Source organism: Microcoleus sp. Pol17C6, from assembly GCF_036701145.1.
Lineage (GTDB): Bacteria > Cyanobacteriota > Cyanobacteriia > Cyanobacteriales > Microcoleaceae > Microcoleus.
On record NZ_JAUBQH010000025.1, the window covers coordinates 60,499 to 81,359 of the forward strand.

Sequence of the window (20,861 nt, forward strand, 5' to 3'; positions counted from 1 at the left end):
CAATACTTCAAAGCGAAGCAAAACACTAACAACCTTGGAAACAGTTTTTAATTCCGTTTCTCTGATTGCTAGTGTTTCTGATGTTTCTATGTTTCAGTAGCTAAGCAGAATGAGGATGAGGATAATGCTGTAGAGTTTGCACAAGATATTCAGGAGAAAGCCCGATCGCTCTCACCTCATAGGGATAGCCACGGACGAACCTAGAAATAAAGACATCTGCGTTGGGAGTTCCGCCAGCTTTGGTGATTGTGTTTTTGATAAGTTCGGCTTCCTGGTACGTGTAGACACCCACATATAAGACAAACCGTTCTGATAGAAAACCTGGTAAATTATCTGTTGTTTCATCCCAAGTAAATCGGTTTGTGTAAATGCCACGGACAGCGATTCGATCGGACAACCGGAAAATAAAATAGCTTTGGTGCGGGGACAACGCCAACACCTCAGCTTGAATTCCACCGAAATTGATTCTTTCCATTTCATTAATCCTGTAATTTCACCAATTCAATACTTTACAGCGAAGCATAGACCTCTTCTCTTTCTACTGAAGTGACAGCCACAGAAGATGGAACAAACGACTTGAAACGAGCTTGATGTTGAATCCTGTGCTGATTACCAATCGCTCGGAAAACCTCTTTGACATTCTTGAGACGAAGATGCTGAAGATTTAATGAACCTTGCGAATACTGTTGCCATAATCTTTGCTGTTGAAGGTGCAGACACAGATAGAAACCGTAATCTGGCAAAACTAAAGCTGGACATTTAATGCCTGTGAGATAAGGCTGAAATTCTTTAACTGGTTCCCCTAATTTATGCTTGCTACCTTTATTAATCAGCCAGAAATCTGCTTCGGGGAAATTGTTTTTCACAATCCAGTCAAACAGGGATAAGTTTTCCATTTCGTTTGGGGAACAACATCAAATCCCCCAAACGAAGTATTTTCATTTGTCTTTCTTGAATTTAACTCACATAGCCTGTATGTACGCGCTATGCACACATGACCATCACATGACCGTCACATGAGCATTGGGAAACAGGAACCGCATAGCTGAAGATTTCCTGTTTGTGCTAGAAGTTACCAGAAAATACTAAGAAAATCACGGTTGTCGATTTCCCAGGACAGAAGTTTTTCTTCAGTTCCTTGTTTAGTTTCCACAATATACTCAAAATATTGAGCAATTGTTGCTGAAGGGACGATCGACTTAACAGTAACTACCCCGCAGACAGTCGAATAAAGGCTACCTACCTGGATGCGATCGCCATTGACAGATAACGAGAGTTCGCAAGAGAAAGGATATTCCTTCCTACCATCTACGCAAACATAGACACCGCTTCGCCAAACCAAATTCTCGTTAACCGACAAATTAAACTGAGACTGGTCAGGGCGAGGGCGAGAAATCAGGGTAACTACTTTCTTTCCTGTTGGTTTAACTGTAACTAAACTCATGGCAAACTCCGCAATAAAAACTCTTGTTTCTATCGCGAAGCGCCCTTCGACTCTGCGAGCGTGCAAGAAGCCACAGTTCGATTAAGCGTTGATTATCGGGTATTCTGACCAATACCATTCTAGAAATCTTTTGATGAATTGAGCAGTAGGTAAGTCGTAAGAACTCACATACCACAGAAATAAAGGCTCATTTCTATGTCTCTCACAGAAACGAAGGAAATGTCTATTAACTGTTTGAGTTTCAATGTTCTGCCAAATAATTTGACGTTTTTCTTCGACTGTTGCTCCTTCAAAATAAGTAGCTAAATTGGTCAATTCTTTGCGCTGTTTACCAGCCCAAGTTGCCAAGCGAATGTCTGTACCTTCATAAGCAACAGCATAATGACCTTCTAGACATTCATCCTTAACTCGCTTGCCGTTTCGATCGAAATAGGTTCCCGCCCGTCTGTTGACATCATAAGGAAAAAGATTCATTGGATTGATATGAATTTGTGACATAATTCTCCTTGATATTAGGTGAGGGTTCAGGGTTGTTTCTTATTTCCGGTATCGCTGATAAAATCGGCTTCTTACCAGGAAAGGAATTAATCACTTTCCTGGTAGCGCCGAAATTCTAATTTAAAATCTGATTTGCCACATAATCAACGCATCTGGCGATAAGTTCAGCATGGGAATGATCGGAGATATAAATCAGCTTGAGCCGACCTGTATCTCGGTAAGCATGAGCTAATTCCATAATCGATCGAAAGATATCTGAATCAGCGACTAAATTAGGCTCATAGAAACCTTTTAATCCGGTTCTGAAATATCTGGGTAAATGCTTCTGGATTTGTTGCCATAGCATTTGTCGATATTCCTCAACAGAAAACTTGCCTCGCCAAAGCGGAGAATTGTCTAGTTGGTCATACTGATTCTTTAGACCTTCACTGACATTGAAAACTTCGCGGTCAATATCGATCGCAAACTTAACTTTTTCAGTCGTGAATTTGTCGAATTCAAATTTTTCTACGGCAATAGTCATGATAGTTGCAGGGATAGGAGGTCGCTTCTTGATCGCGAAGCGCCCTCACCCGGAAACTTCAATTGCTTCAAATTCGGATAATTTTGGTTTTCCTTCCCGTTCGATCGATATTTTCCTTGGTTCCGCGACTGTTGCCATCCCAGAGAGCCAAACCGTAATCGCAAACCGAACACATTGCTATATCTCGATCGACATAGCTTCCTGCAATCCCTACCGTTACATAGTCAGTAGTGTTTCTCGGTTTCCCGTTACCGCCCCACAAAGCAAAGTAAACTGTAACGTTTAGGTAATTCGATTGACGCAAATATTCTTGAACTAACTGATCTACGCCTCCCGCATCACCAACAATTATCGAAAACTTCAGTTCCATTATTCGATCGATCGATAGTAATCCAGCACTGATATCTTTGATGGAACGACTGCCAGAGATCATTACAATTTTAGTCATAATTGTTAATTCAAAACTACTTCCCAAACACGAAGTGTAAATGATAAAATTAAAATAAAGTCACAAGTATGAAACTGAAATGCGTTGATTTATTTGCGGGAATAGGAGCTTGGAAATTAGCAGGAAGTTTAGTGAACTCTAATTCTCAAATTAAATTTGAGACGATCGAATTTGTAGAAAACAATCCTTACTCCCAACAAGTTCTTAAAACACACTTTCCAGAAATCCCAATTCATTCTGATATCCAAGATTACCTACCAGTAAAAGGACAAGCAGATGTCTACACAATTTCGTTCCCTTGCACAGGCACATCCAGAGCCGGGAAAAAAACAGGACTTGCCCACATCGAATCAAGCCTTTGGTTTGAAGCGCTCAGGTGCATCATCATCGGTAGACCAAGTTTTGTGGTTCTGGAGCAGCCAGCGGGGGTTATCGATCGAGGGCTACGAACAATTATTGCCGGATTCCGCCTGGCTGATTATCAAACAGAAATTGAAGTTGTCAGCGCGTCGGAGTGCGGTGCGCCACATGAGAGACAGAGAGTGTTTGTCGTTGCCTACCGTAACGACTTACAGCTCCAGCAACGGCAAGGGTGGACCTGCTGGTCTGACAACATTGGAAAGTACATTACGATCGCAAAATCGTTTATCAGCTACCCAAAAACTGAATCCCGAACTCTGCCTCTGGTTAATGGCGTTCCCTCCTACCTGGCTGGAGTGCATTATGACCACTGGTGGAGAATGAATCCGCCACCAGTCAGTCCTGGATTAAAGCGTAGAACGCCTGGAAGACGAGAAGCAGTAACTCTAGCTGGTCTGTCGATCTGCGTTCCCCAAGCCACTGTTCCCTTAATGCGTCTCCAGTTTCTAGCTTCTTTACTTCCTCAAGATTAGTAATTGTTGCAAAGAGATGAGCAATGTAAAAAAGCAAATCCGTTTGTACCGTCAAGGGCTGTCTTATTTTCAGATAGCCGAACATACCAACACAACAGCAGCACAGGTACAGCGTAGTATCAGGGCATGAAATTGCAGCCTAAGCAAGTAGAACCCACTCGATCGGTTGATGAAATAGAAGCCCTGAGAGAGCGCATCCTTAGCTTGAGAATGGATGGGCAATCCATGAAGGCAATGGGTCGCCAAGTTGGGGTTGAGGAAATTGTAGTTTATCGACATTAGAGATAATGTGTTTTTCAAAACGTTGTTTAAGGGTACGATCGTTCATAAGTAACTTTTCCTTAAATTGTAACTTAACAAAATTATGACTAGGAAAAACAAAATCAAAAACAAACAAAAGCAGAAACAGAAACATAAACAGAAACAAAAACTGTTTCTGGATATGAGTTATGGTAGGAAACTCAATCTGCGGTGTTTTGTGAGTAAGTCATTGCATAGCGATGCTCACGCTGTTTATTTAGAAATTGATCGAGGAAGAGAAAGAAGATTTCGGCTAATCTCAGCTCATGCCAAAGTTATAGATGCCTGGAAAATAGTTGTTAATGGCGTAGAGCTTTTAGAAACTTTTAAAGCCAGCAATTCACAAACCAACGACGCTATTACCCAGGCTTTCATCCATCAGTTAGTTGCGACTTATGGTGATTATTCATCAGATGATGCTGAATCTAAACCCATAAATGGTGCAATTCTCATCCCGTGGCTGATGGAGGGTGGTTCCATAAATGACAAGCAGCTACCTGAAGGCATATCCTTTGAACCTATTAAGCCTCTTGTTACCCAAAAATGGAAAACCTACCACCGGGAATGCAACCATTTAGATTATCCTGATTACCCTCATGGTATGTATGCGATCGGTCTTTCTGAGATGGAAGCTTTAAGAATAGAAAATACTGAAAATATAATCATCAGTAATGTCTATCTTATTGCTGCTTTTATTGCCGATTTTTTGAAGGAGAACAATCACAGTGAATTCTATCTGTCTCAGTTACAAGCTGATCAACTTTTTGCTGATGCAGAGAAAACTTTCTCGACTGAACTCACAGCTTCTGAAACACTATTACCGAGTGACTTCGACATGAGTTACTTAAATTGATAGAACCCGTTGGAATTCCTTGACGACATAGTGGTAAAACTTGGGATTCCGATCGAACAACTTTGAAAACCTGCTCGGCAAACAACTAAATCCTTGTCGAGTCAGCTCTTCTACGAGAAAAAACACAGCAAACCCAAAATAGAAAAGCTTAGGAGCTATATCACCTTCTGGTGTAAATCCTTCCGTTGATATGTAGGATTTCCCATTTCGATCGACATATTGAACAAAGTATAGACTTCCGCCACCATTCAGTTGGATGAATTCTCTACTTTGTTCAGTCAGAGTTCCGTTTGGTCGATGATCTTTAAACTCGTTAAGCATTTCAACTACCAAATTGTTCATCTGTTCTACTCTCTGCTTCAGTCGTCTATTTTCTGCCTGTAGCTGCAAGTTTTCTATCAATAAATCTGTGTGTGTAGACATAGCAAATCTTTAAATCTTTGTTCTATTATAGCAATGATTCAGGTTTCAAGTAGCTTCGCTTTTAGATTTTGATGTTACTTTTTTAAATCAATGACACAGAATGTAAGTGAAACAAAAACTGTAGTCAACATTCATTGTGATGGTGCTTGCTCAGGAAATCCAGGGCCGGGTGGTTGGGCTGCAATACTCACAATTCCAGGGAAAACTAACAAGAAAATGATTAGTGGTAAATCTGACACAACCACTACTAACAACCGCATGGAATTAACAGCAGCGATCGAAGCTTTGAAAGCTCTCAAGAAACCTTGCAAAGTTACACTATTTTCCGATTCCACCTACGTCGTAAACACGATGGCTAAAGGTTGGAAACGTAACGCCAACCAGGATTTGTGGGAAGAACTTGATAAGTTAGCAAAAATTCATGAGGTAACATGGATATGGCTAGCACGGAATTCAACTTCTGAGTTGAGTGAGTGCGATCGACTTGCCAAAGAAGAAAGTTTGAAAACTTGAAGTAAATTCAAAGGCTGAATCTTGAGTTATTTTTTGGCAAACTAAGCTATCTGAGTACAAATTGAACTACAATATTGTAATCCAGTAGCAGCAGTTATTATGCCAATAGAATCGCCAGAATCTCCAGACATTACCGATCAAATAAGTGATGTCTGGGCAAATTTTCAGGCTTTAAAAGGAGTTACTGACATCAAAAAGATAATGGATGCTCCAAAAGAATGGTTAATGGAACAGCCACTAATTCAAGGAATATTAAGCCATCCGGTAGGCAAAGTTATTCTGAGTTGGATTGAATCATCACAAAATGTAGCAGCATTTCCTATGCTGATAGCTCAATGTGGTACAGCATTTTTGGAAACATCTCATGGTATCAATCGTGCCTACAACAGCAAACTTTATCCTAATTTGGCAGGTGCCGGTGAAAGAACTTTGGCTACATTAACTTCTACCAGTACAGAAAAAGGTATTTATGGCGATGTCATCAATGCTTTCAACAGCAGCTTAAATCTGCCAGAGTTATCCAAGCTAGGAGTCAAAATTGATTATGCTATGGATTCTGCTTGGACATCAATTAACCAAAGAAAGCTTCAAATGCAAGAAGAAGCCAGAAGATTACGAGATAAATACTACAAAGAATTGCAAGATGAGCGACTAAAATTAAACGATCGACGTAGAATCAGAGCTTTATACAATAATGTTGCTAAAAGCTTGGTTGCTATGGGTGACGCACCTATTCCTTCTCCCAGAATTGTACGGACTCCTCCCACAGGAACAATCACAGATACAGGAACAGGAGGTGGAACCGTAATAGGTCATAGCAATTATGATATCAACTCAATTTATAACGATCGAATCTTATCAATCAGAAGTATCAAAGTGAATGCAAGCGCTTTGGTAATTGTCCCGGTCGTAGCGCCGATCGTTGCTGTAGGGGGTGCTTTAGCAACAGTAGGCATTACAGCAGGCATAATTTCTAGCATAGCAAGCTGGTTTTTAACCACTTGCATGAATTTGGTTGGAATGCCAGCGAGTTTAATTTCAGCTCTCACTCATTGCGTAACTTCGATCGTACTCAAAGTTTCAGGAAGTTCTGGTGCTCAAGCACTAAGATTTTTTGCTGCTTCTGCTTTAAAAATCAACGAAGCTTTGTTGATGACTGTTTTTGGTACGACAAATATGAATGTTACAGCCTGGATGTTTTTGTTGGCAATGGCAGGCCCTATTTTGATTGTCTCGATCATCATTATTTTAGCCATGCGAAACAAAACCTCCCTAGCAAAAACTCTCTACATCTTTGGAGATTTAGCCGACAATCCTAATCGATTTAATTTGATGGTAGCTGCCATGTACGACACTAATGCGATCGAAATATTGGATAAATTCAAAGCTTCAGCTAAAGAGATGCGAGACACTGCTCGACTTGCTATGAGCCAAATTATTGGACTGGGGATAGATGCTAAAAATGAGTATGCCATTTGTTATAATCTAACTCATCCTGATAATCCAATTCAAGTCACTGGACAAGAAGAAATTGCAGCATTATTAGGAGCCGACAAAGTTGCTAGAATAGCAACAGGTAGACTCAACTTTATGGACTTCATTTAATCAGATATGCCAACTGAATATGACCTAAAATACGACTGGTACGGCGCAGACGAAACACTAGCAAAAATTTCAACTATTGCTGTTTTGTCTGTGTGGGATTGCGTCGCGAAAGAATGGGCAAATACTCCCAAAGTAACTTTGCGAAATACTCTGCTTTCAGGGTTGCACAAAGACGTTGGAAAAGATAGATTTTGCATTGGTGAAATTCCAGAAAATACCAAAAATGCAGCTTTGCTAAATCCTTTTGTAGCTAATAAAAAAGTTGATCGGTATCAACTGGATTTAGCTAGCAATTCCCGCAATCATGGTAGGTTTACATTCAATCTGGCTCCGATCGGGAAAGACTATTATGGAACTCTAGAAACGGAACAATGGAAACGAATCATTTACGGCAGCATTCTTCACACAGGATGTAAGCATTTAATTGGTCGCGAATTCAACTATGTAATAGTTGATGATACAGCCAAAGATGGTAACGGCAATCCGCAAGATGATCCAGTAAATAAACGGCACTGGAACAGCGGAGACAGTCACGCAAAAGCTTCCAGAGAATTCATGCAATTGCTCGGTGCGGGAACAGTAGAATTTAATCCTGATGAGATTGATGCTGATATTCCTATTCAGTTTCGGATAGCAGCATTTAAAAAATGGGTAGCAAAAGGGACGATCGCCTACAATCCTCTGTTAGATGAATCAGGCTATGATTTGGTCATTCCCTGGAGTTCGCTGAAAGGCAAAAAACCAGCACTCGGAAACTATACCGATAAACTGCTATGCGGGCTGGTATTTGAAGCAGAAAAGCGCACCGCAAAAGCAGGCTGGATGCTGTTTCAATGGTTCAAATTTGAAACTCTGGAACAAGACGATATTATTACCAAGCTACGAGCTAAATGTCAGAAATTAGCAGCAGCTACTAACTCTATTCAAGCCTTGGCTACTGAGTTGCGAATCCATCAAGAAGAAGCAGCACAAGAACGTGAACAGGGCGATAGTATTCAGTCAGAGGCAGAGTATGTCAACACGGCGATGGAAATTATCAAATATGACCTAAAAGGCAGGCTGTTACTGCATCCTTATATCACTACCAAAGTAGCAGAAAGACTTCGCGCTGTTTGGCTCAACTTAGCCAAAGCAGCCGGAGTTCGCTTCTGGTCACTGATGTCCCAACCTGATGAGTATTTTAAAAAGTACGAAAGCACGGACGCTAATAACGTAACGACTTTTACGGAAAAAGTATTTTGTGCACCGGGGATGGCAATCGGTGAGTACATCGTATTTTGCAACCCCATGCGCCACTGGGGAGATTGTCAGCTTTGGATTAACCGTCATGAAGGCACTTATGCCAAAGGCTATGGATTGATGGCAGCTTCGACAAAACTCATGCTGAGTCTGGGCAGAGACTTTGATGGAGATTTCGTCCAGTTGATTGCATCCAAGGAGTATCCGGCGTTGAGAGATGCGATCGATAACTTTGACACACCTCCATCCGTTGACAAGCTTCCAAAAATGGCGCTGCCTGGAACTCTCCAAGAAGTCGCCATTAAAAGCATGAATGACAGCACTGGGATTGTTGCCTCACTTCTGGGTCGGGCGCGAGGTGCGGGAGCTGAAGGAATAGTCCTGATGATTCCTCCCGGTGGGATGCAGACAGCTCCAAAAGAAATGTCAATCATTGACTTTCTCAGTCAGGAACTCCAAATCGCGGTTGACTCCCTAAAATCCGCATATCCGAATAATGACAAGGGTTTGCAGGCTGTTACTGACTATCTCAACACTCTCGGAGACGGCGGGAAAATCCCCTGGCTTAAAGACTTTAAAGAGGATGCGGTTTATTTAACTCGACCCTGTGCCGTTGCCGACGATGCGATCGATACTATTTCCCGGCTGGTCAGAGTTGTCAATACCTACTGGCGACCAGCTCAATTGGAAACCAACCTCGACATCAACTCCTTTCAGAATGCACTTTTTGTGGGCGTTGTGGTCGATCAGAAACAAACCGATTTTGCTTTTGAACATCGCAAGGCATACCGGATAGAAATGAGTGCTGCGATCGAATGGAAAACTCAAAATGATGGTGATACTACCAAAATTCGTGAGGTGTCTGCTAAATTTCAAGCTCTCAAAGACTCCGCGCTAGAACAATTAGCGGATGCTGACGGTCAGCCCTTCACTGAAAAAAGTTGGGCTGCTGCTTACTGGAGAGCGGTTCATACCGGAGCATCTGAGGTTAGCACTGGGTCGTTGGTATTCAACTTATTCAGGGACGAAATTCTCATGGACTTACAAGAAAATCCTGATACTTTGCCTTATTTCAACGCATACAACGTTCACAAACAAACTCCAAGTGTCTGGAGCCGAGGTGAATGGAAAGGGCAAAATGTTCTTGTTCGGATTGTTCAACGGATGAAACCTGCTGCGGGTGAGACAAAAGCGCGGATGGAACTTGGGGTTGATATGAGCTTTCCTGAAAGTACCAGAAATATCGGGTACTTCCCCCTTGGATGGATACCGAAAGAGTACCAAAGTAAAGTTGCGATCGGGGAAACTCGTGAGATGCGCTGTTACACCAACGGCAAATATATGGAAGATAGTGGACAAATCATCACCAAAACAGTTCGGCTCTATAACCGAACGCTCTCTCAAGAACAAATCGATTTCTTAGAAAACAAGATGCCAGCAGGTCTTTATAAGCCAGAAGATTTTGGTTTACCACCAAATTAATCATTTGATGGTGCATAATTAAAATATTCATTAGTCTTGTCGAGTACATTAGTTATGTCTGCCTTAACTGACCACGTAAAAGCTTCAACTGGATTTGCTGAAAGTACCATCAGCGCGGTATGGGATTCAGCAGTAGCCTTCATGTCACTCACTCTCCGCAATGGTGAAAAACTACCATTGGAAGGGTTAGGGATTTTAAAAGCTACCGATCGACCTGAACGTCAAGGACGCAACCCTCGGACTGGAGAAGCTATCACTTTTAAAGCTTCTCGCAGACCTAAGTTGACTTTCAGCAAATCCTTTTTGACTTTAGTTCAGCCAGATCCAAGCCAACCACAGCCTGCACCTGCTGCTGAATCTACTGCTCAATCTGTCGCTCCTGTTGCTCCTGTTCCTCCTGTTGCAGCCATTCAACCTCCTCCTATTCCAGCCGACTTGCTAGCGCAAAAAACCTTGAGTCATCCTGAGCAAACCTGGCAAATCAAAGCTCCTGACAGTTCCTTCGTTGAAGTACCAACAAGTGAACTAGCAGGCTGGGGAGTTAACGCTAGCACCCCGGTTTACTCGCCTAGCACAGGCTGGAAATTAGCGGGGAAAGTGCCGGAACTTGTAGGAATCGTCAAATAGTTTTGAACCAGACAGAAAAAAGCTTGAGTAGATGTACACTACTCAAGCTTTTTTCTTGCTCTATTTTGGTTCACACAAATGTCGAGAATACTGGATGCCGTAAAGAGCCTGTAGCAGTCACACCAAGATAAACCACTTCCAGCGTTCTGCCTAAATAATCAGCTTGGTTTGCAAATATTGTCGATCGCTCCAAGTCAGTAAATCCTGTCCCCACTCGACTATTGATGATTTGATTGTTAATCATTCCCCGAATCAGTAAATTACCCAGAGACTTTGCATATTTGCCACTACCTTTGGTAAACCCAACCACCGTAAAGTTGTTCTTAACAAAGTTTTTCACTTTTAGGAGATGGTTCGATCGAACCCCGGAGTAAATAGAGTTCGGATTCCGCAGCATTATCCCTTCATCTGAGAGTCCAGAACTTTTGACCAATTCAGCTTCAGTTTGGATTACCAAAGGATTATTTTCAATTAATTTCTGAGGGACGTAGCTAACTTTCCCCATTGCCGGGAAAATTTGCTTGACCTGATCTACTTCATGAACTGTCTCCATTGTCGGGAATTGATTGAACCCGATAGCAAAAATGCGGAACTGAACTTTTTGTTTATTTGCTACTACAGATTCAACAGTTTTTCTACTGCGGACAATTCCTGAGATAACATCAAAAATAGTTCCAGGGATGTACAACTCACCGTCTATAAAAGATAAATTATTAGTCGAGCGGATACTTTCGCATATTTCCTCAATCTCAGTCATTCCTAAATATCGAGTCAAGCCCGAGCGACTTCTCAATCCACTGGTCGGATTCTCATACAGACACCGCACTCCATCCAGTTTGGGACTGCTAAACCATTCTGTTACCCCATAGTTTTTTGCTGGGCTGTAAGTATTTGCTAATTGTGGCAACATCATTCAAACTTTCTCCTTAAACAAATCGACCCAAAGCAGGGGTTCGTAAATTCCCTGTAGCACTTAACCCCATATAAACGATTTGGACTTGTTTACCCATATAGGAATCTCTATTCATCCAGAGATCCTGTTCCTCTTCATCATTTAAGCCGTAAACACGAGTAATTTTATTGATTCCATTCACCATACCTTCAACGGACATATAACTGACAAAATTCACTACAGGATTTTGAGTGAATCCAACAACAGTAAAGATTCCGCTTGTTATTCCTTTTACTTTCAGATAGTTGTCCGATCGTACTTCTGAATAAACTGAGTCAGGATTTCTTAGGAATATTTCATCAGAAATCCCAGAATTGAGTATTTTCGTATATTCGCCAAGAACTCCGAGCGGTGTACTCCGAATCAATTCTTGAGGTATAAAGCTCACCATTCCCATTGTGGGAATATTTTGGCGCATCAAGGTAATCATTTCATGACCTGTCATGTTAGGATTTGTTGCTGAATAAACAGCAGAAATTCTAAACTCGACAGCAAACTTATCAGCAAGGTCATAGTTGGTTCGATCGCGCACCAACACCGTAAGTTCATCAAGTGTTTTGCCGGGGATAAATAATTCACCATCAAGAAATGACAGATTATTAGCATCACACAGAGTTTGACAAGCTAACTCAAGACGATCGAGTCCAACAAATCGGGTAGTCAAAGTCTGGCTTCTTAATCCTTTGATATCCCCAAATCTTTGATAAACACACCGAATTCCGTTGAGTTTAGGACTGCTAAACCAGAAGCCTGTAGGATATTCCTTTGCTGGACTGTAAGTATTGGCTAATTGTGGAAGCATATTAGTTTGTGTGGTTGTGACTTAACATTGCAGAATAGATAGCAAATCGCCCCGTTTTATGTAAAACAGGGCGATTTGCTATTTATTAATCAACTGAGATGAGTTGATCGATCGCGTAGTACGTGCTTATCATTCCAGCTTCTTTTGAGAAATTCAAAAGAATGAGTGAGTTCGCATAAGTGACAGTACCTACAGTAATGTGAGTTCCTGAAGATGGATTCGCGAAAACAGCAAACGGTTTGCTCTGTGCAACACCAAATCCTGCTGGGGTATTAGCCAAAGTAATGCTAGGTGTCCCGCTAGTATTCGGTGCTGTTATTTGCGTTCCTCCTTGCAGATGGATTAAATTTCCAGATCGACGCACTCTTAAATTTCCACTTCCAGCTAGTACGGGGATATTAACCCATTCACCCCAGACAATACCGGAACCAGCAGAGCCAGCAGGACCAGCAGGACCAGTCGCACCAGTCGCACCAGTCGCACCAACCGGGCCTTGAACTCCTTGAATTCCTTGAGCGCCAGGATTACCAGTAGCTCCCATTGCGCCAGTAGCTCCCGCTGCGCCAGTTGCACCAGTATCACCTTTAAGACCTTGAGGCCCTTGTGCTCCAGCGGAACCAGTTGCACCTTGAATTCCGGCAGCGCCAGTTGAACCAGTTGCTCCGGTTGCTCCTGTGTCACCTTTAGCTCCGGGAAGTCCTTGCAAACCTTGATCGCCTTGTTTAGCTCCCAAAGTCCAGACTGTCGATGTTAACGACGGGGGAGAATTTAAGCTTGGCGAGTTAGCAATGTAGCTGCTGCCGTTATAAGCAACCGCATCAAACATGACGTATTGAAGTGTTGGGTTCCAATTTCCACGCCAAATTAAACCGGGTCGCCCCATTTCGCCTCGAATCCCTTGAGGGCCTTGTGCTCCTGTTACACCTGCGGGCCCCATTTGACCAGTCGGCCCGATCGCACCCGGTGTACCTTGAATTCCTTGCTCTCCACGTTCACCAGGAGTGCCGGGATTACCTTGCAAACCTTGCGAACCCATTTCGCCTGGAATTCCTTGATCACCGCGATCGCCTTTAGCGCCTGCAGGGCCGGTCAAACCAATCGGGCCAGTAGCACCAGTAGCGCCAACATCGCCAGCAATTCCTCGATCGCCACGGTCGCCTTTAGAACCTTGCGGGCCGGTTAAACCGATCGAACCAGCAGGGCCGATGTCACCGGGAATTCCTTGATCACCGCGATCGCCTTTAGAACCCTGTGGGCCGGTTAAACCGATCGGACCAACAGGGCCGATGTCGCCAGCAATTCCTTGATCACCTCGATCGCCTTTGGAACCTTGAGGGCCGGTCAAACCTTGATCGCCAGTTGCGCCGACCGTGCCGGGAATGCCTTGATCGCCACGATCACCTTTTATGCCGGGAACGCCTTGCGGGCCGGTTAAGCCTGCGGGGCCCGTTGCGCCAATTTCACCGGGAATGCCTTGGTCGCCACGATCGCCTTTTACTCCGGGACTGCCTTGTGGGCCGGTTAAACCTGGATTTCCTTGAGAGCCTGTAGCGCCAACTAGACCTTGATCACCGCGATCGCCTTTCTCACCGGGAACGCCTTGCATCCCTGGATTACCGATATCGCCTTTGTCACCTTTGGGGCCGGCAATCCCAGGCACACCCTGTAAACCTTCAGCACCCGGAGCGCCGGGAGTTCCGGGTAAGCCACGTTCGCCCGGTTCACCTTGAATGCCTGGATTTCCTTGAGGCCCTGGACTACCAGCCGGGCCGGTCAAACCTTGAATGCCTTGAATTCCTTGACTGCCTGGTTCCCCTTTTTCACCAGCAACACCGGGAGAACCTGCTACACCATCTGCACCGGGATTACCTTGATCACCTTTGGGCCCGATCGGCCCCATCGCACCTTGAGCACCTGTTGCACCGGGAATTCCTCGATCGCCTTTCTGACCTACAGCTCCAGTTTCACCAGCCGGCCCGATCGCACCAGGTGTACCGGGTTCACCGGGAGTGCCGGGATTTCCTGGATCACCTTTAATACCCTGCGGGCCGATAGCACCAGCCGGGCCGGTAGCACCGGGTGTACCTGCTGCACCGGGCATACCATCCGCACCAGTCGCGCCGGGATTTCCCTGAATTCCCTGAATCCCTTGAGCGCCAGGATTACCAGTTGCACCAGTCGCGCCTGTTGCGCCGGGAGTTCCAGGCTGACCAACATCACCGCGATCGCCTTTTTCGCCGGGAATACCTTGAGGCCCGATGGGACCTTGAGGCCCTGCTGGCCCGACTGGACCTTGAGGCCCAACGATTGCCGGCTCTGGAGGAATAAGAGCAACATCCCGAGTAGCAGTAGCAACAATGCTAGTGCCAACCATCAAATCAGCGCGTAGAGTTCCATTTTGTGTGATAGCTGTCTCGAATGGAACCCAAGGAGATTCTTTGATAATTGTGCCATTGAGAATGAAACGGACAAAAGAGTTAGTTGGCGGATATGTTACATCAGCAACTACTACAGTTTGTCCTGAATTAAGAACAGGATCTCGTAGCGCAATTGTTGGTGAGTTGACCTTGACTTCAAAAGTGACTTGAGCTGTCGATCGAACTACCGGAGGCGTTGTGCCGGTGATATCTTCGACTTCAATGACGTGAACGCCAGCACTATTAATAGGAATAACTAGCCCAAATTGATATTGAGGTGCTGCCGTCGTGCCGACATTAGTTGCGGATGTATCTGTCCCAACCACTGTGCCGTTGAGTTTAAATCGAACGTCAGTATTTGTGTTACTGTCTGCGATCGCTGTTACTGCTAGAGAATAAGGCAAAGAGTTTACTTGAATACTTGGCTGACTTGGAGCGGTTATTCTAATAGCCATGATTATTTATTTAATTTGTGAATACACGAGATTTAATCTCTTCTCTGTAGTCAATACCAGAGAAGAGATTAAAAACAAGAGAGAGAAAGAACTTTGGCGCTTATCAGGTTTGAATCAGCAGAGCCTGAGCCAGGATAACTTCTGATTCCACTGATTCTCCAGCAATCATCAGAGTTGTGTAAGCATCAGGGCTTGTGTTGTCACCGTCATCGTCGTGAACCATGATGACTTTAGTATTTTGCAACTGAGTGAATGTTTGGTAAAGCTCAGTTAGATATTCAACCTGTTCGATCGGCATCAAAATGCTAAATACTGTCTCTGGTAAAACAGGCTCTTCCAGCGCCAAACCTTGGGTTGCCATCCCTACTAACTCTGTCAAAGAGTTTCTGATCAAAGGTTGAAACAGCTCATCTAAAGTTTTGTATTCAATGCGTCGTGTCGCCGGAGCTTTGTAACTAGGAGCGAGGGGATTAATCGCCTTGATTGCAGCTCTCCGCATTGAAGCATCTCTGCTGAGGATTGCTGCTTCATCCAATGGCAGTTTAGCTCTTTTAATCGAAAGGGGTGAATCGCTTTCAGATTGGGGCCAAAAGTTGTAGTCAGCGAGTGTTGCCCGCAGCATCTTTGTTGCGAATCCTGCTGTTATTGTCATGGTGGTAATCGAGTTCGGTATCGATCGATAAATTATTTTTTTAGTATATCATCTCAATTTTATTTCGCTTTTTAACGGCAAAAACTTGACTTTTGTTTACAAATAATATAGGAACAAAAAATAATTTTGACAAATGGGGTTTTGACCAGAAAACGGCAATAACAAACATAGAATCAGCCAAAAACCAGCAAGGTACAGAATTATTGTTTAAAACTGTTGCTTTAGTATTTGCACTCTTTTGAGTATCAAAAAACTAGGAATTTTCAAAATTGCTTACCCATTAATCACGTTTTCTGTCACCTAAGAAAACAATTTGACCATTTTCTGTAGCAGTGCCACCAGAATAGTAAGCGAAAAACACAACAAACTTGAGCATAAGAAAAACCAGTAGCGAACTGGTGCAACGCTATTAGTGGCGAGAAAGTGCATAAAATTTCAGGAGATAGGCTTGAATTTCTTGATTTTAAGCCAATCAAAGGAATTGACCATATAACTACTGTCAAACAGATGACTTTGACCTTCCCCACGAAAAGAAGCTTTGTTAGCAGGAAGCCAATGACAGTCACCGGAAGCATCTCGGATCAGGTAAAAGAAACATTGAGGAACGATCCTCTGCGAGGGCTGCGCCAACGGAAGTTCACTTTTACCGTAGCTTGCGGGGCGCCTTGCACGCTCGCGGAGTCGAAGGGTAGCGCCATCGCCCAACCCGGACACCAGTTGCTGCCATAGTAGAAAAAGCAGTCCTTCGGTTCCTTAAACCATTCGATGTGATTTTTAGTTATTTTGGCTATTTTGCTCATTAGATTTAGATGTGATTGATGAGAGATAGTCATAGTTATGGAGAAAAAACATCATCGCCCCAAAGCGAAGCACTACGTTAATAGCATTTAAGTAGCTTTTAGTCAATTAATTGTATTTCATACTTACAACCAACGAAAAGCATTTTATATTCAATAAAACTGTCATTGCCAGTGATTCCTAAGCGACCACTAAGAACAATTAGACAAAGCTACAAATTGACAATCTGGTCATCATGATTTTCCTTGTCCCTGGATTGCCTGCCCGTAAGAAGCGCAAAAACTGACATGGTAGCATTTCTTGATAAACTGCCGTGATTTCGTGAGGATACGGCTCGATATGTGATGTGAATAGCTAAGAATCGATCGAATAGATGGGCAAGGTGAATCCGAGGTTTTCCGAAATTTAGCGAAATAAACCCTCATCAGCATCGAATTACTAAGAAAATCTGTGGCGAACAATTTCCAGATTTTGCTCATCTAATTCCAAGATGACCTGAATTTCTAAACAACCACTGTTATCATTTTGATATAATTGTGACTAGGTATTGAGTTGGTGCGAGACTTTTTCCAATTTGTTGCGCCATTGCATAATATTTGGTCTACGCATCTCTACTACGGATGAAAAAGTACCTCAACCTCGTCACCGCCCTCCTCGCCTCGCTCAAACCCAAATCCGAGCTTCCCATAATCGATAGCTACGGTCAATCCCCGCTAACCCAGGAACAGCAGCAAGCTCTCATGGAATGGGTGTTCGCCAGTTTGATGGGTGCGGGGTACTTCGGCAAAGCTCACCTGATTTGGGATGATGGCAAAAACAGAGAGCGGGAGATATTCACCGCATTGATGAGAAACGAGCCGATATTCCTGTACCGCCAGGGAGTGCGACCTACCCCAACCCTTGAGGGATATTGCTGGCGGCTGATTGGCGAACATCCTAGTTTGCGGGTGTATCAGTTGGAGATGGAGGTTGAAGAAAGTGAAAGCTCTGCTTGACCTGGAAGCGATTATTATAAGGGGAAGCTGCCGTTAGCAAATTTTTGCCGAATTTAAGAAGCAAGTATGGGTGCCGGGAGGGTAAGCTTTCTAGGTTGATTGACATTTGCATCAAAATTTATTTGCATTCCGAATTCTAAGTTGTCAGCAGTCAGATGCAAATGTTGAGTTTCAAGATCAGCTTTAATTAAAATATTAAACAAAATGGAATGGCTAATATTCTACGAATAAGTTTTTTTAGACCCTGTATAATATCATCGTGTTACCAACAAATTCTATGAGCTAGGAAAGGGAGTGATAATGGAAAGAACAAGGGGAAGAAAACCCTGGTTAAAAACATAGGATTGAAGAAGCGACTTATCAAAGATGATTGCACAAGCCATCGACCATAAAAAATCATGTGTGGTCGAGTTTAAAAAACCCCTTTGTATCTGTTGGCTAGCTCAAACTCCAAGGGTGGGAGAGGAGCAAGTTCAGCTTTTATGTATATGCTAGCAGATGGTAATGCAGGGATTTTGAGCTATTTCACCTGTTTTTCTTGCACATTACTACCTTTCTTCGTCCGAAAATATATACAGTGTTTACTTGAATCACTTATTCAGCAAGCCCTAGTTAGTTAAGTATATTTGTCCATCATACCATAAATGTGCAACGCCCAACGCCCAAGTTCTAGGATGTGCCGATTCCTCAATGATTCATGGCATCCTTCACCAACGTCGCATTTCTTTCTCGAAATCGCAGTGTGAAAATGCTACCCGTACCCAATTTGCTCTGCACAGTCAGGCTACCGCCATGTGCTAAGGCTATAGCTTGCGCTATTGCCAATCCCAATCCCGATCCGCCAGTAACGCGATCGCGTGAACTGTTAACTCGATAGAAACGGTCAAAAATTTGCCTTTGATCTTCTGCTGCAATCCCACACCCTGTATCTTGAACATGAATCACAACTAAATGGTCACTTTTCTCTAAAATAACATTTACTTTGCCACCAGGTGAAGTGTATTGAATCGCATTGACAATTAAATTAGAAACTAAGCGATAAAGCTGGTTAGAATCACCAATAACACTCAATGGCTGATGCACCCGCAACTCCGATGTTAGCGCTACCTCTCTTGCGATCGCCATTGCTGCCAATTCCTCTACTAAATCGCTAACAAGGTCATTCAAACAACACCATTGAGGGCGATCGTTTATCGCTTGATTGTCCATGCGAGCCAGCAGCAGCAAATCAGCAACTAACTGAGTCAGTCGTCGGTTTTGCCGCTCGATCGTCCGCAAAATTTCCCGCGCTTCTTTTTCATCTAATTGAGGCGTCAACAGCGCCGATTCTACAGTCGCCTGCGAAGCAGCTAAAGGCGTTCGTAATTCGTGAGCGGCATCCGCTGTAAACTGTTGAATTCGTCGGTAGGAAACATAAATCGGTTTCATTGCCAATCCTGCCATTAACCAACTAGACAAGCCGACACAAATCAATGCTGTAGGCAATCCTAATTTCAAAACCCATTTCACTGTACGGAGATAATCATTAAAGTCTTGTAGGCTTCGCCCCACTTGAAAATATCCCCAATTTTGCTGGCTTTTAGTGTGCAGTTCTACAGAAATTTGGTGATAAACGTTGCCTTTAGTGTCAGTTATTGTTTGGCAGGGTTTGGAGTTAAAAACTGGTGATAATTCTGCTGGATAAGCGCCTGCTGTAGCAATTAATTTTCCGGAATAATCAAATAAACGAATATAGTAGTAGCCTTGGTTGATACCGCTTACAATATGGCGGCGGGGCAACTGTTTTTTAATGCTGTTAACTCCAATTAGGCGGAGGTTGGGCAAAAGTTCGTTTATTATTGGCTCTAAGCGTCCAGGCTGCTGCAATTCGAGGTCTAGGCTGTTGTGTAGCGTTCCCGCTACCGATTCTAATTCGCGCTCTAGGGCTACCCAGTGAGCGTGGGCGATCGCCCTATATACGCCAAATCCCAACAAGCTTAAAATCAAACCCATTACTGCTGCATAGGAAATGGCTAATTTCCAGCGAGTCCGGTTAAATAGTTTATTTTGATTCATTTTTCATAACTTAATAAGAGGTAATTGGTCAGACCTTAGATATTTCAACGTAATTCTGTCATTTTAAGTCTAGCGAAGAATCTCACAAATTCTTCACTACACTGCGTTGCCTTTGGCTCATGACAGACACAATAGCTGCCTCTAGGACTATTGGTAAATAACAGGGGTTCTGAACAATACCCACCCTACTTTAATTTCTCATCCGGTATCCTACGCCCTGTACAGTTTCAATTAAATTCGCGCCGCCCACCGACTCAAGTTTGCGTCGCAGCAAACGCACTTGAGCTGCTACTACATTGCTAAAGGTATCTGCACTAACCTCCCATAGCTGATTTCAAATTTGATCAGTGTTGACAATTTGGTTCGGATGTTTCATAAAGTATTCTAGCAGTTGAAATTCTTTGTTTATTAGAGCAATTATCTGGCTTTTGCTACTTATAGCGAAATGGCAGACAGTTCGATTTCCGCAGTTTACAACCAGATTTTCTACCTGTACTGTTGCGGTTGAATTTGGGGCGATCGCCTTTGCAAAGCCCCAAATTTTGCTAACAGTTCTGCCATTCCGAATGGCTTCACTAAATAATCATCAGTTCCCCCATCCAGTCCAGCCACTTTGTTTTTCAGGCGGTCTTTTGCCCTTAGCATCAACACAGGCTAATTACTATTGCAAGTCTGCAATTTACGCAGCAGATCTAAAGCCGATATTCCAGGCAGTAACCCGTCGAAGATTGCCAGTGTATATGTTTTTTTTGTTCTCTAGATAATTCCAAACCTGGGTGCTATCTAAAACCCAATCAACAATATATTTTCTTGGTTCAATGTTCGCTTAATCGCCCCACCTAAAACTCGCTCTTCTTCAACTAGCAGAACTTTTATAATCAAGGACA

At 43.3% G+C, this 20,861-nt stretch carries 21 protein-coding genes and 1 pseudogene; 9 read left to right on the forward strand and 13 right to left on the reverse strand.

Annotated elements, in window-relative coordinates; translation table 11 throughout:
* Positions 1 to 100 precede the first annotated feature (100 nt).
* The 6 genes from QUA25_RS14515 to QUA25_RS14540 all read right to left on the reverse strand — a co-directional run bounded on the left by QUA25_RS14515 (position 101) and on the right by QUA25_RS14540 (position 2,913).
* Positions 101 to 475, reverse strand: coding sequence for a hypothetical protein (locus tag QUA25_RS14515; RefSeq protein ID WP_333038942.1), 375 nt, complete (start codon positions 473 to 475; stop codon positions 101 to 103).
* Between the two features lie 34 nt (positions 476 to 509).
* Entirely contained in the window at positions 510 to 896 is a 387-nt protein-coding gene (locus QUA25_RS14520; RefSeq protein WP_333038944.1) for a hypothetical protein, read from the reverse strand.
* 176 nt (positions 897 to 1,072) lie between these two features.
* Positions 1,073 to 1,444, reverse strand: coding sequence for a hypothetical protein (locus QUA25_RS14525; RefSeq protein WP_333038945.1), 372 nt, complete (start codon positions 1,442 to 1,444; stop codon positions 1,073 to 1,075).
* Between the two features lie 81 nt (positions 1,445 to 1,525).
* Positions 1,526 to 1,942, reverse strand: coding sequence for a hypothetical protein (locus QUA25_RS14530; protein ID WP_333038946.1), 417 nt, complete (start codon positions 1,940 to 1,942; stop codon positions 1,526 to 1,528).
* A gap of 115 nt (positions 1,943 to 2,057) precedes the next feature.
* The gene (locus tag QUA25_RS14535) at positions 2,058 to 2,465 is read right to left on the reverse strand and encodes a hypothetical protein (protein ID WP_333038949.1); all 408 of its coding nucleotides are present in this window, start codon (positions 2,463 to 2,465) and stop codon (positions 2,058 to 2,060) included.
* A gap of 67 nt (positions 2,466 to 2,532) precedes the next feature.
* Complete coding sequence (locus QUA25_RS14540) at positions 2,533 to 2,913, reverse strand: hypothetical protein (protein ID WP_333038952.1); 381 nt, start codon at positions 2,911 to 2,913, stop codon at positions 2,533 to 2,535.
* A 68-nt stretch (positions 2,914 to 2,981) separates the two neighbouring features.
* On the opposite strand from QUA25_RS14540, the gene QUA25_RS14545 reads away from it, so the two are divergent.
* The 3 genes from QUA25_RS14545 to QUA25_RS14555 all read left to right on the forward strand — a co-directional run bounded on the left by QUA25_RS14545 (position 2,982) and on the right by QUA25_RS14555 (position 4,959).
* Entirely contained in the window at positions 2,982 to 3,806 is an 825-nt protein-coding gene (locus QUA25_RS14545; protein WP_333038954.1) for a DNA cytosine methyltransferase, read from the forward strand.
* A gap of 126 nt (positions 3,807 to 3,932) precedes the next feature.
* Positions 3,933 to 4,088 (forward strand): hypothetical protein, encoded by a 156-nt coding sequence (locus tag QUA25_RS14550; protein WP_333038957.1) that lies wholly within the window; start codon positions 3,933 to 3,935, stop codon positions 4,086 to 4,088.
* A gap of 82 nt (positions 4,089 to 4,170) precedes the next feature.
* Positions 4,171 to 4,959 carry a hypothetical protein gene (locus tag QUA25_RS14555; protein WP_333038958.1) on the forward strand — a complete coding sequence of 263 codons (789 nt, stop codon included), beginning with the start codon at positions 4,171 to 4,173 and terminating at the stop codon, positions 4,957 to 4,959.
* On the opposite strand, the gene QUA25_RS14560 is transcribed toward QUA25_RS14555, so the two are convergent.
* Positions 4,951 to 5,382 (reverse strand): hypothetical protein, encoded by a 432-nt coding sequence (locus QUA25_RS14560; RefSeq protein WP_333038959.1) that lies wholly within the window; start codon positions 5,380 to 5,382, stop codon positions 4,951 to 4,953. The genes QUA25_RS14555 and QUA25_RS14560 overlap by 9 nt on opposite strands.
* A gap of 90 nt (positions 5,383 to 5,472) precedes the next feature.
* Here QUA25_RS14560 and QUA25_RS14565 point away from each other — a divergent pair, with 90 nt between their 5' ends.
* The 4 genes from QUA25_RS14565 to QUA25_RS14580 all read left to right on the forward strand — a co-directional run bounded on the left by QUA25_RS14565 (position 5,473) and on the right by QUA25_RS14580 (position 10,848).
* Positions 5,473 to 5,895 carry an RNase H family protein gene (locus tag QUA25_RS14565; protein ID WP_333038962.1) on the forward strand — a complete coding sequence of 141 codons (423 nt, stop codon included), beginning with the start codon at positions 5,473 to 5,475 and terminating at the stop codon, positions 5,893 to 5,895.
* A 99-nt stretch (positions 5,896 to 5,994) separates the two neighbouring features.
* The gene (locus QUA25_RS14570) at positions 5,995 to 7,500 is read left to right on the forward strand and encodes a hypothetical protein (protein ID WP_333038965.1); all 1,506 of its coding nucleotides are present in this window, start codon (positions 5,995 to 5,997) and stop codon (positions 7,498 to 7,500) included.
* Positions 7,501 to 7,506: 6 nt separating this feature from the next.
* Positions 7,507 to 10,221, forward strand: coding sequence for a hypothetical protein (locus tag QUA25_RS14575; RefSeq protein WP_333038967.1), 2,715 nt, complete (start codon positions 7,507 to 7,509; stop codon positions 10,219 to 10,221).
* A 54-nt stretch (positions 10,222 to 10,275) separates the two neighbouring features.
* Entirely contained in the window at positions 10,276 to 10,848 is a 573-nt protein-coding gene (locus tag QUA25_RS14580; RefSeq protein ID WP_333038969.1) for an HU family DNA-binding protein, read from the forward strand.
* Positions 10,849 to 10,918: 70 nt separating this feature from the next.
* Here the strand turns inward: QUA25_RS14580 and QUA25_RS14585 are convergent, their stop codons facing one another.
* The 4 genes from QUA25_RS14585 to QUA25_RS14600 form a co-directional block, all read right to left on the reverse strand.
* A complete protein-coding gene (locus tag QUA25_RS14585; RefSeq protein ID WP_333038970.1) occupies positions 10,919 to 11,761 on the reverse strand; it encodes an ATP-dependent DNA ligase in 843 nt (280 codons plus the stop codon).
* A 13-nt stretch (positions 11,762 to 11,774) separates the two neighbouring features.
* Positions 11,775 to 12,602: a hypothetical protein gene (locus tag QUA25_RS14590; RefSeq protein WP_333038972.1), complete on the reverse strand. Its 828-nt coding sequence runs from the start codon at positions 12,600 to 12,602 to the stop codon at positions 11,775 to 11,777.
* Between the two features lie 85 nt (positions 12,603 to 12,687).
* Entirely contained in the window at positions 12,688 to 15,474 is a 2,787-nt protein-coding gene (locus QUA25_RS14595; RefSeq protein ID WP_333038973.1) for a hypothetical protein, read from the reverse strand.
* Between the two features lie 103 nt (positions 15,475 to 15,577).
* Positions 15,578 to 16,126 (reverse strand): hypothetical protein, encoded by a 549-nt coding sequence (locus tag QUA25_RS14600; RefSeq protein ID WP_333038975.1) that lies wholly within the window; start codon positions 16,124 to 16,126, stop codon positions 15,578 to 15,580.
* Between the two features lie 555 nt (positions 16,127 to 16,681).
* Here QUA25_RS14600 and QUA25_RS14605 point away from each other — a divergent pair.
* Positions 16,682 to 16,855: a hypothetical protein gene (locus QUA25_RS14605; protein WP_333038977.1), complete on the forward strand. Its 174-nt coding sequence runs from the start codon at positions 16,682 to 16,684 to the stop codon at positions 16,853 to 16,855.
* Between the two features lie 689 nt (positions 16,856 to 17,544).
* A complete protein-coding gene (locus QUA25_RS14610) occupies positions 17,545 to 17,919 on the forward strand; it encodes a hypothetical protein (protein ID WP_333038980.1) in 375 nt (124 codons plus the stop codon).
* Between the two features lie 687 nt (positions 17,920 to 18,606).
* Here the strand turns inward: QUA25_RS14610 and rppB are convergent.
* Both rppB and rppA read right to left on the reverse strand, forming a co-directional pair.
* Positions 18,607 to 19,974, reverse strand: coding sequence for a two-component system sensor histidine kinase RppB (rppB, locus tag QUA25_RS14615; protein ID WP_333038983.1), 1,368 nt, complete (start codon positions 19,972 to 19,974; stop codon positions 18,607 to 18,609).
* 190 nt (positions 19,975 to 20,164) lie between these two features.
* Positions 20,165 to 20,850 (reverse strand): annotated as a pseudogene (rppA, locus tag QUA25_RS14620) (two-component system response regulator RppA).
* Between the last annotated feature and the right edge of the window lie 11 nt (positions 20,851 to 20,861).

Bases quoted from the DNA above. Each gene is read 5' to 3' on its own strand.
- QUA25_RS14590 (WP_333038972.1), bottom strand. From the start codon at position 12,602: ATGCTTCCACAATTAGCCAATACTTACAGTCCAGCAAAGGAATATCCT.
- QUA25_RS14530 (WP_333038946.1), bottom strand. From the start codon at position 1,942: ATGTCACAAATTCATATCAATCCAATGAATCTTTTTCCTTATGATGTC.
- QUA25_RS14605 (WP_333038977.1), top strand. From the start codon at position 16,682: ATGACAGTCACCGGAAGCATCTCGGATCAGGTAAAAGAAACATTGAGG.
- QUA25_RS14610 (WP_333038980.1), top strand. From the start codon at position 17,545: ATGAAAAAGTACCTCAACCTCGTCACCGCCCTCCTCGCCTCGCTCAAA.
- QUA25_RS14580 (WP_333038969.1), top strand. From the start codon at position 10,276: ATGTCTGCCTTAACTGACCACGTAAAAGCTTCAACTGGATTTGCTGAA.
- QUA25_RS14515 (WP_333038942.1), bottom strand. From the start codon at position 475: ATGGAAAGAATCAATTTCGGTGGAATTCAAGCTGAGGTGTTGGCGTTG.
- QUA25_RS14585 (WP_333038970.1), bottom strand. From the start codon at position 11,761: ATGATGTTGCCACAATTAGCAAATACTTACAGCCCAGCAAAAAACTAT.
- QUA25_RS14555 (WP_333038958.1), top strand. From the start codon at position 4,171: ATGACTAGGAAAAACAAAATCAAAAACAAACAAAAGCAGAAACAGAAA.
- QUA25_RS14600 (WP_333038975.1), bottom strand. From the start codon at position 16,126: ATGACAATAACAGCAGGATTCGCAACAAAGATGCTGCGGGCAACACTC.
- QUA25_RS14535 (WP_333038949.1), bottom strand. From the start codon at position 2,465: ATGACTATTGCCGTAGAAAAATTTGAATTCGACAAATTCACGACTGAA.
- QUA25_RS14560 (WP_333038959.1), bottom strand. From the start codon at position 5,382: ATGTCTACACACACAGATTTATTGATAGAAAACTTGCAGCTACAGGCA.
- QUA25_RS14540 (WP_333038952.1), bottom strand. From the start codon at position 2,913: ATGACTAAAATTGTAATGATCTCTGGCAGTCGTTCCATCAAAGATATC.
- QUA25_RS14575 (WP_333038967.1), top strand. From the start codon at position 7,507: ATGCCAACTGAATATGACCTAAAATACGACTGGTACGGCGCAGACGAA.
- rppB (WP_333038983.1), bottom strand. From the start codon at position 19,974: ATGAATCAAAATAAACTATTTAACCGGACTCGCTGGAAATTAGCCATT.
- QUA25_RS14545 (WP_333038954.1), top strand. From the start codon at position 2,982: ATGAAACTGAAATGCGTTGATTTATTTGCGGGAATAGGAGCTTGGAAA.
- QUA25_RS14570 (WP_333038965.1), top strand. From the start codon at position 5,995: ATGCCAATAGAATCGCCAGAATCTCCAGACATTACCGATCAAATAAGT.
- QUA25_RS14595 (WP_333038973.1), bottom strand. From the start codon at position 15,474: ATGGCTATTAGAATAACCGCTCCAAGTCAGCCAAGTATTCAAGTAAAC.
- QUA25_RS14550 (WP_333038957.1), top strand. From the start codon at position 3,933: ATGAAATTGCAGCCTAAGCAAGTAGAACCCACTCGATCGGTTGATGAA.
- QUA25_RS14565 (WP_333038962.1), top strand. From the start codon at position 5,473: ATGACACAGAATGTAAGTGAAACAAAAACTGTAGTCAACATTCATTGT.
- QUA25_RS14525 (WP_333038945.1), bottom strand. From the start codon at position 1,444: ATGAGTTTAGTTACAGTTAAACCAACAGGAAAGAAAGTAGTTACCCTG.
- QUA25_RS14520 (WP_333038944.1), bottom strand. From the start codon at position 896: ATGGAAAACTTATCCCTGTTTGACTGGATTGTGAAAAACAATTTCCCC.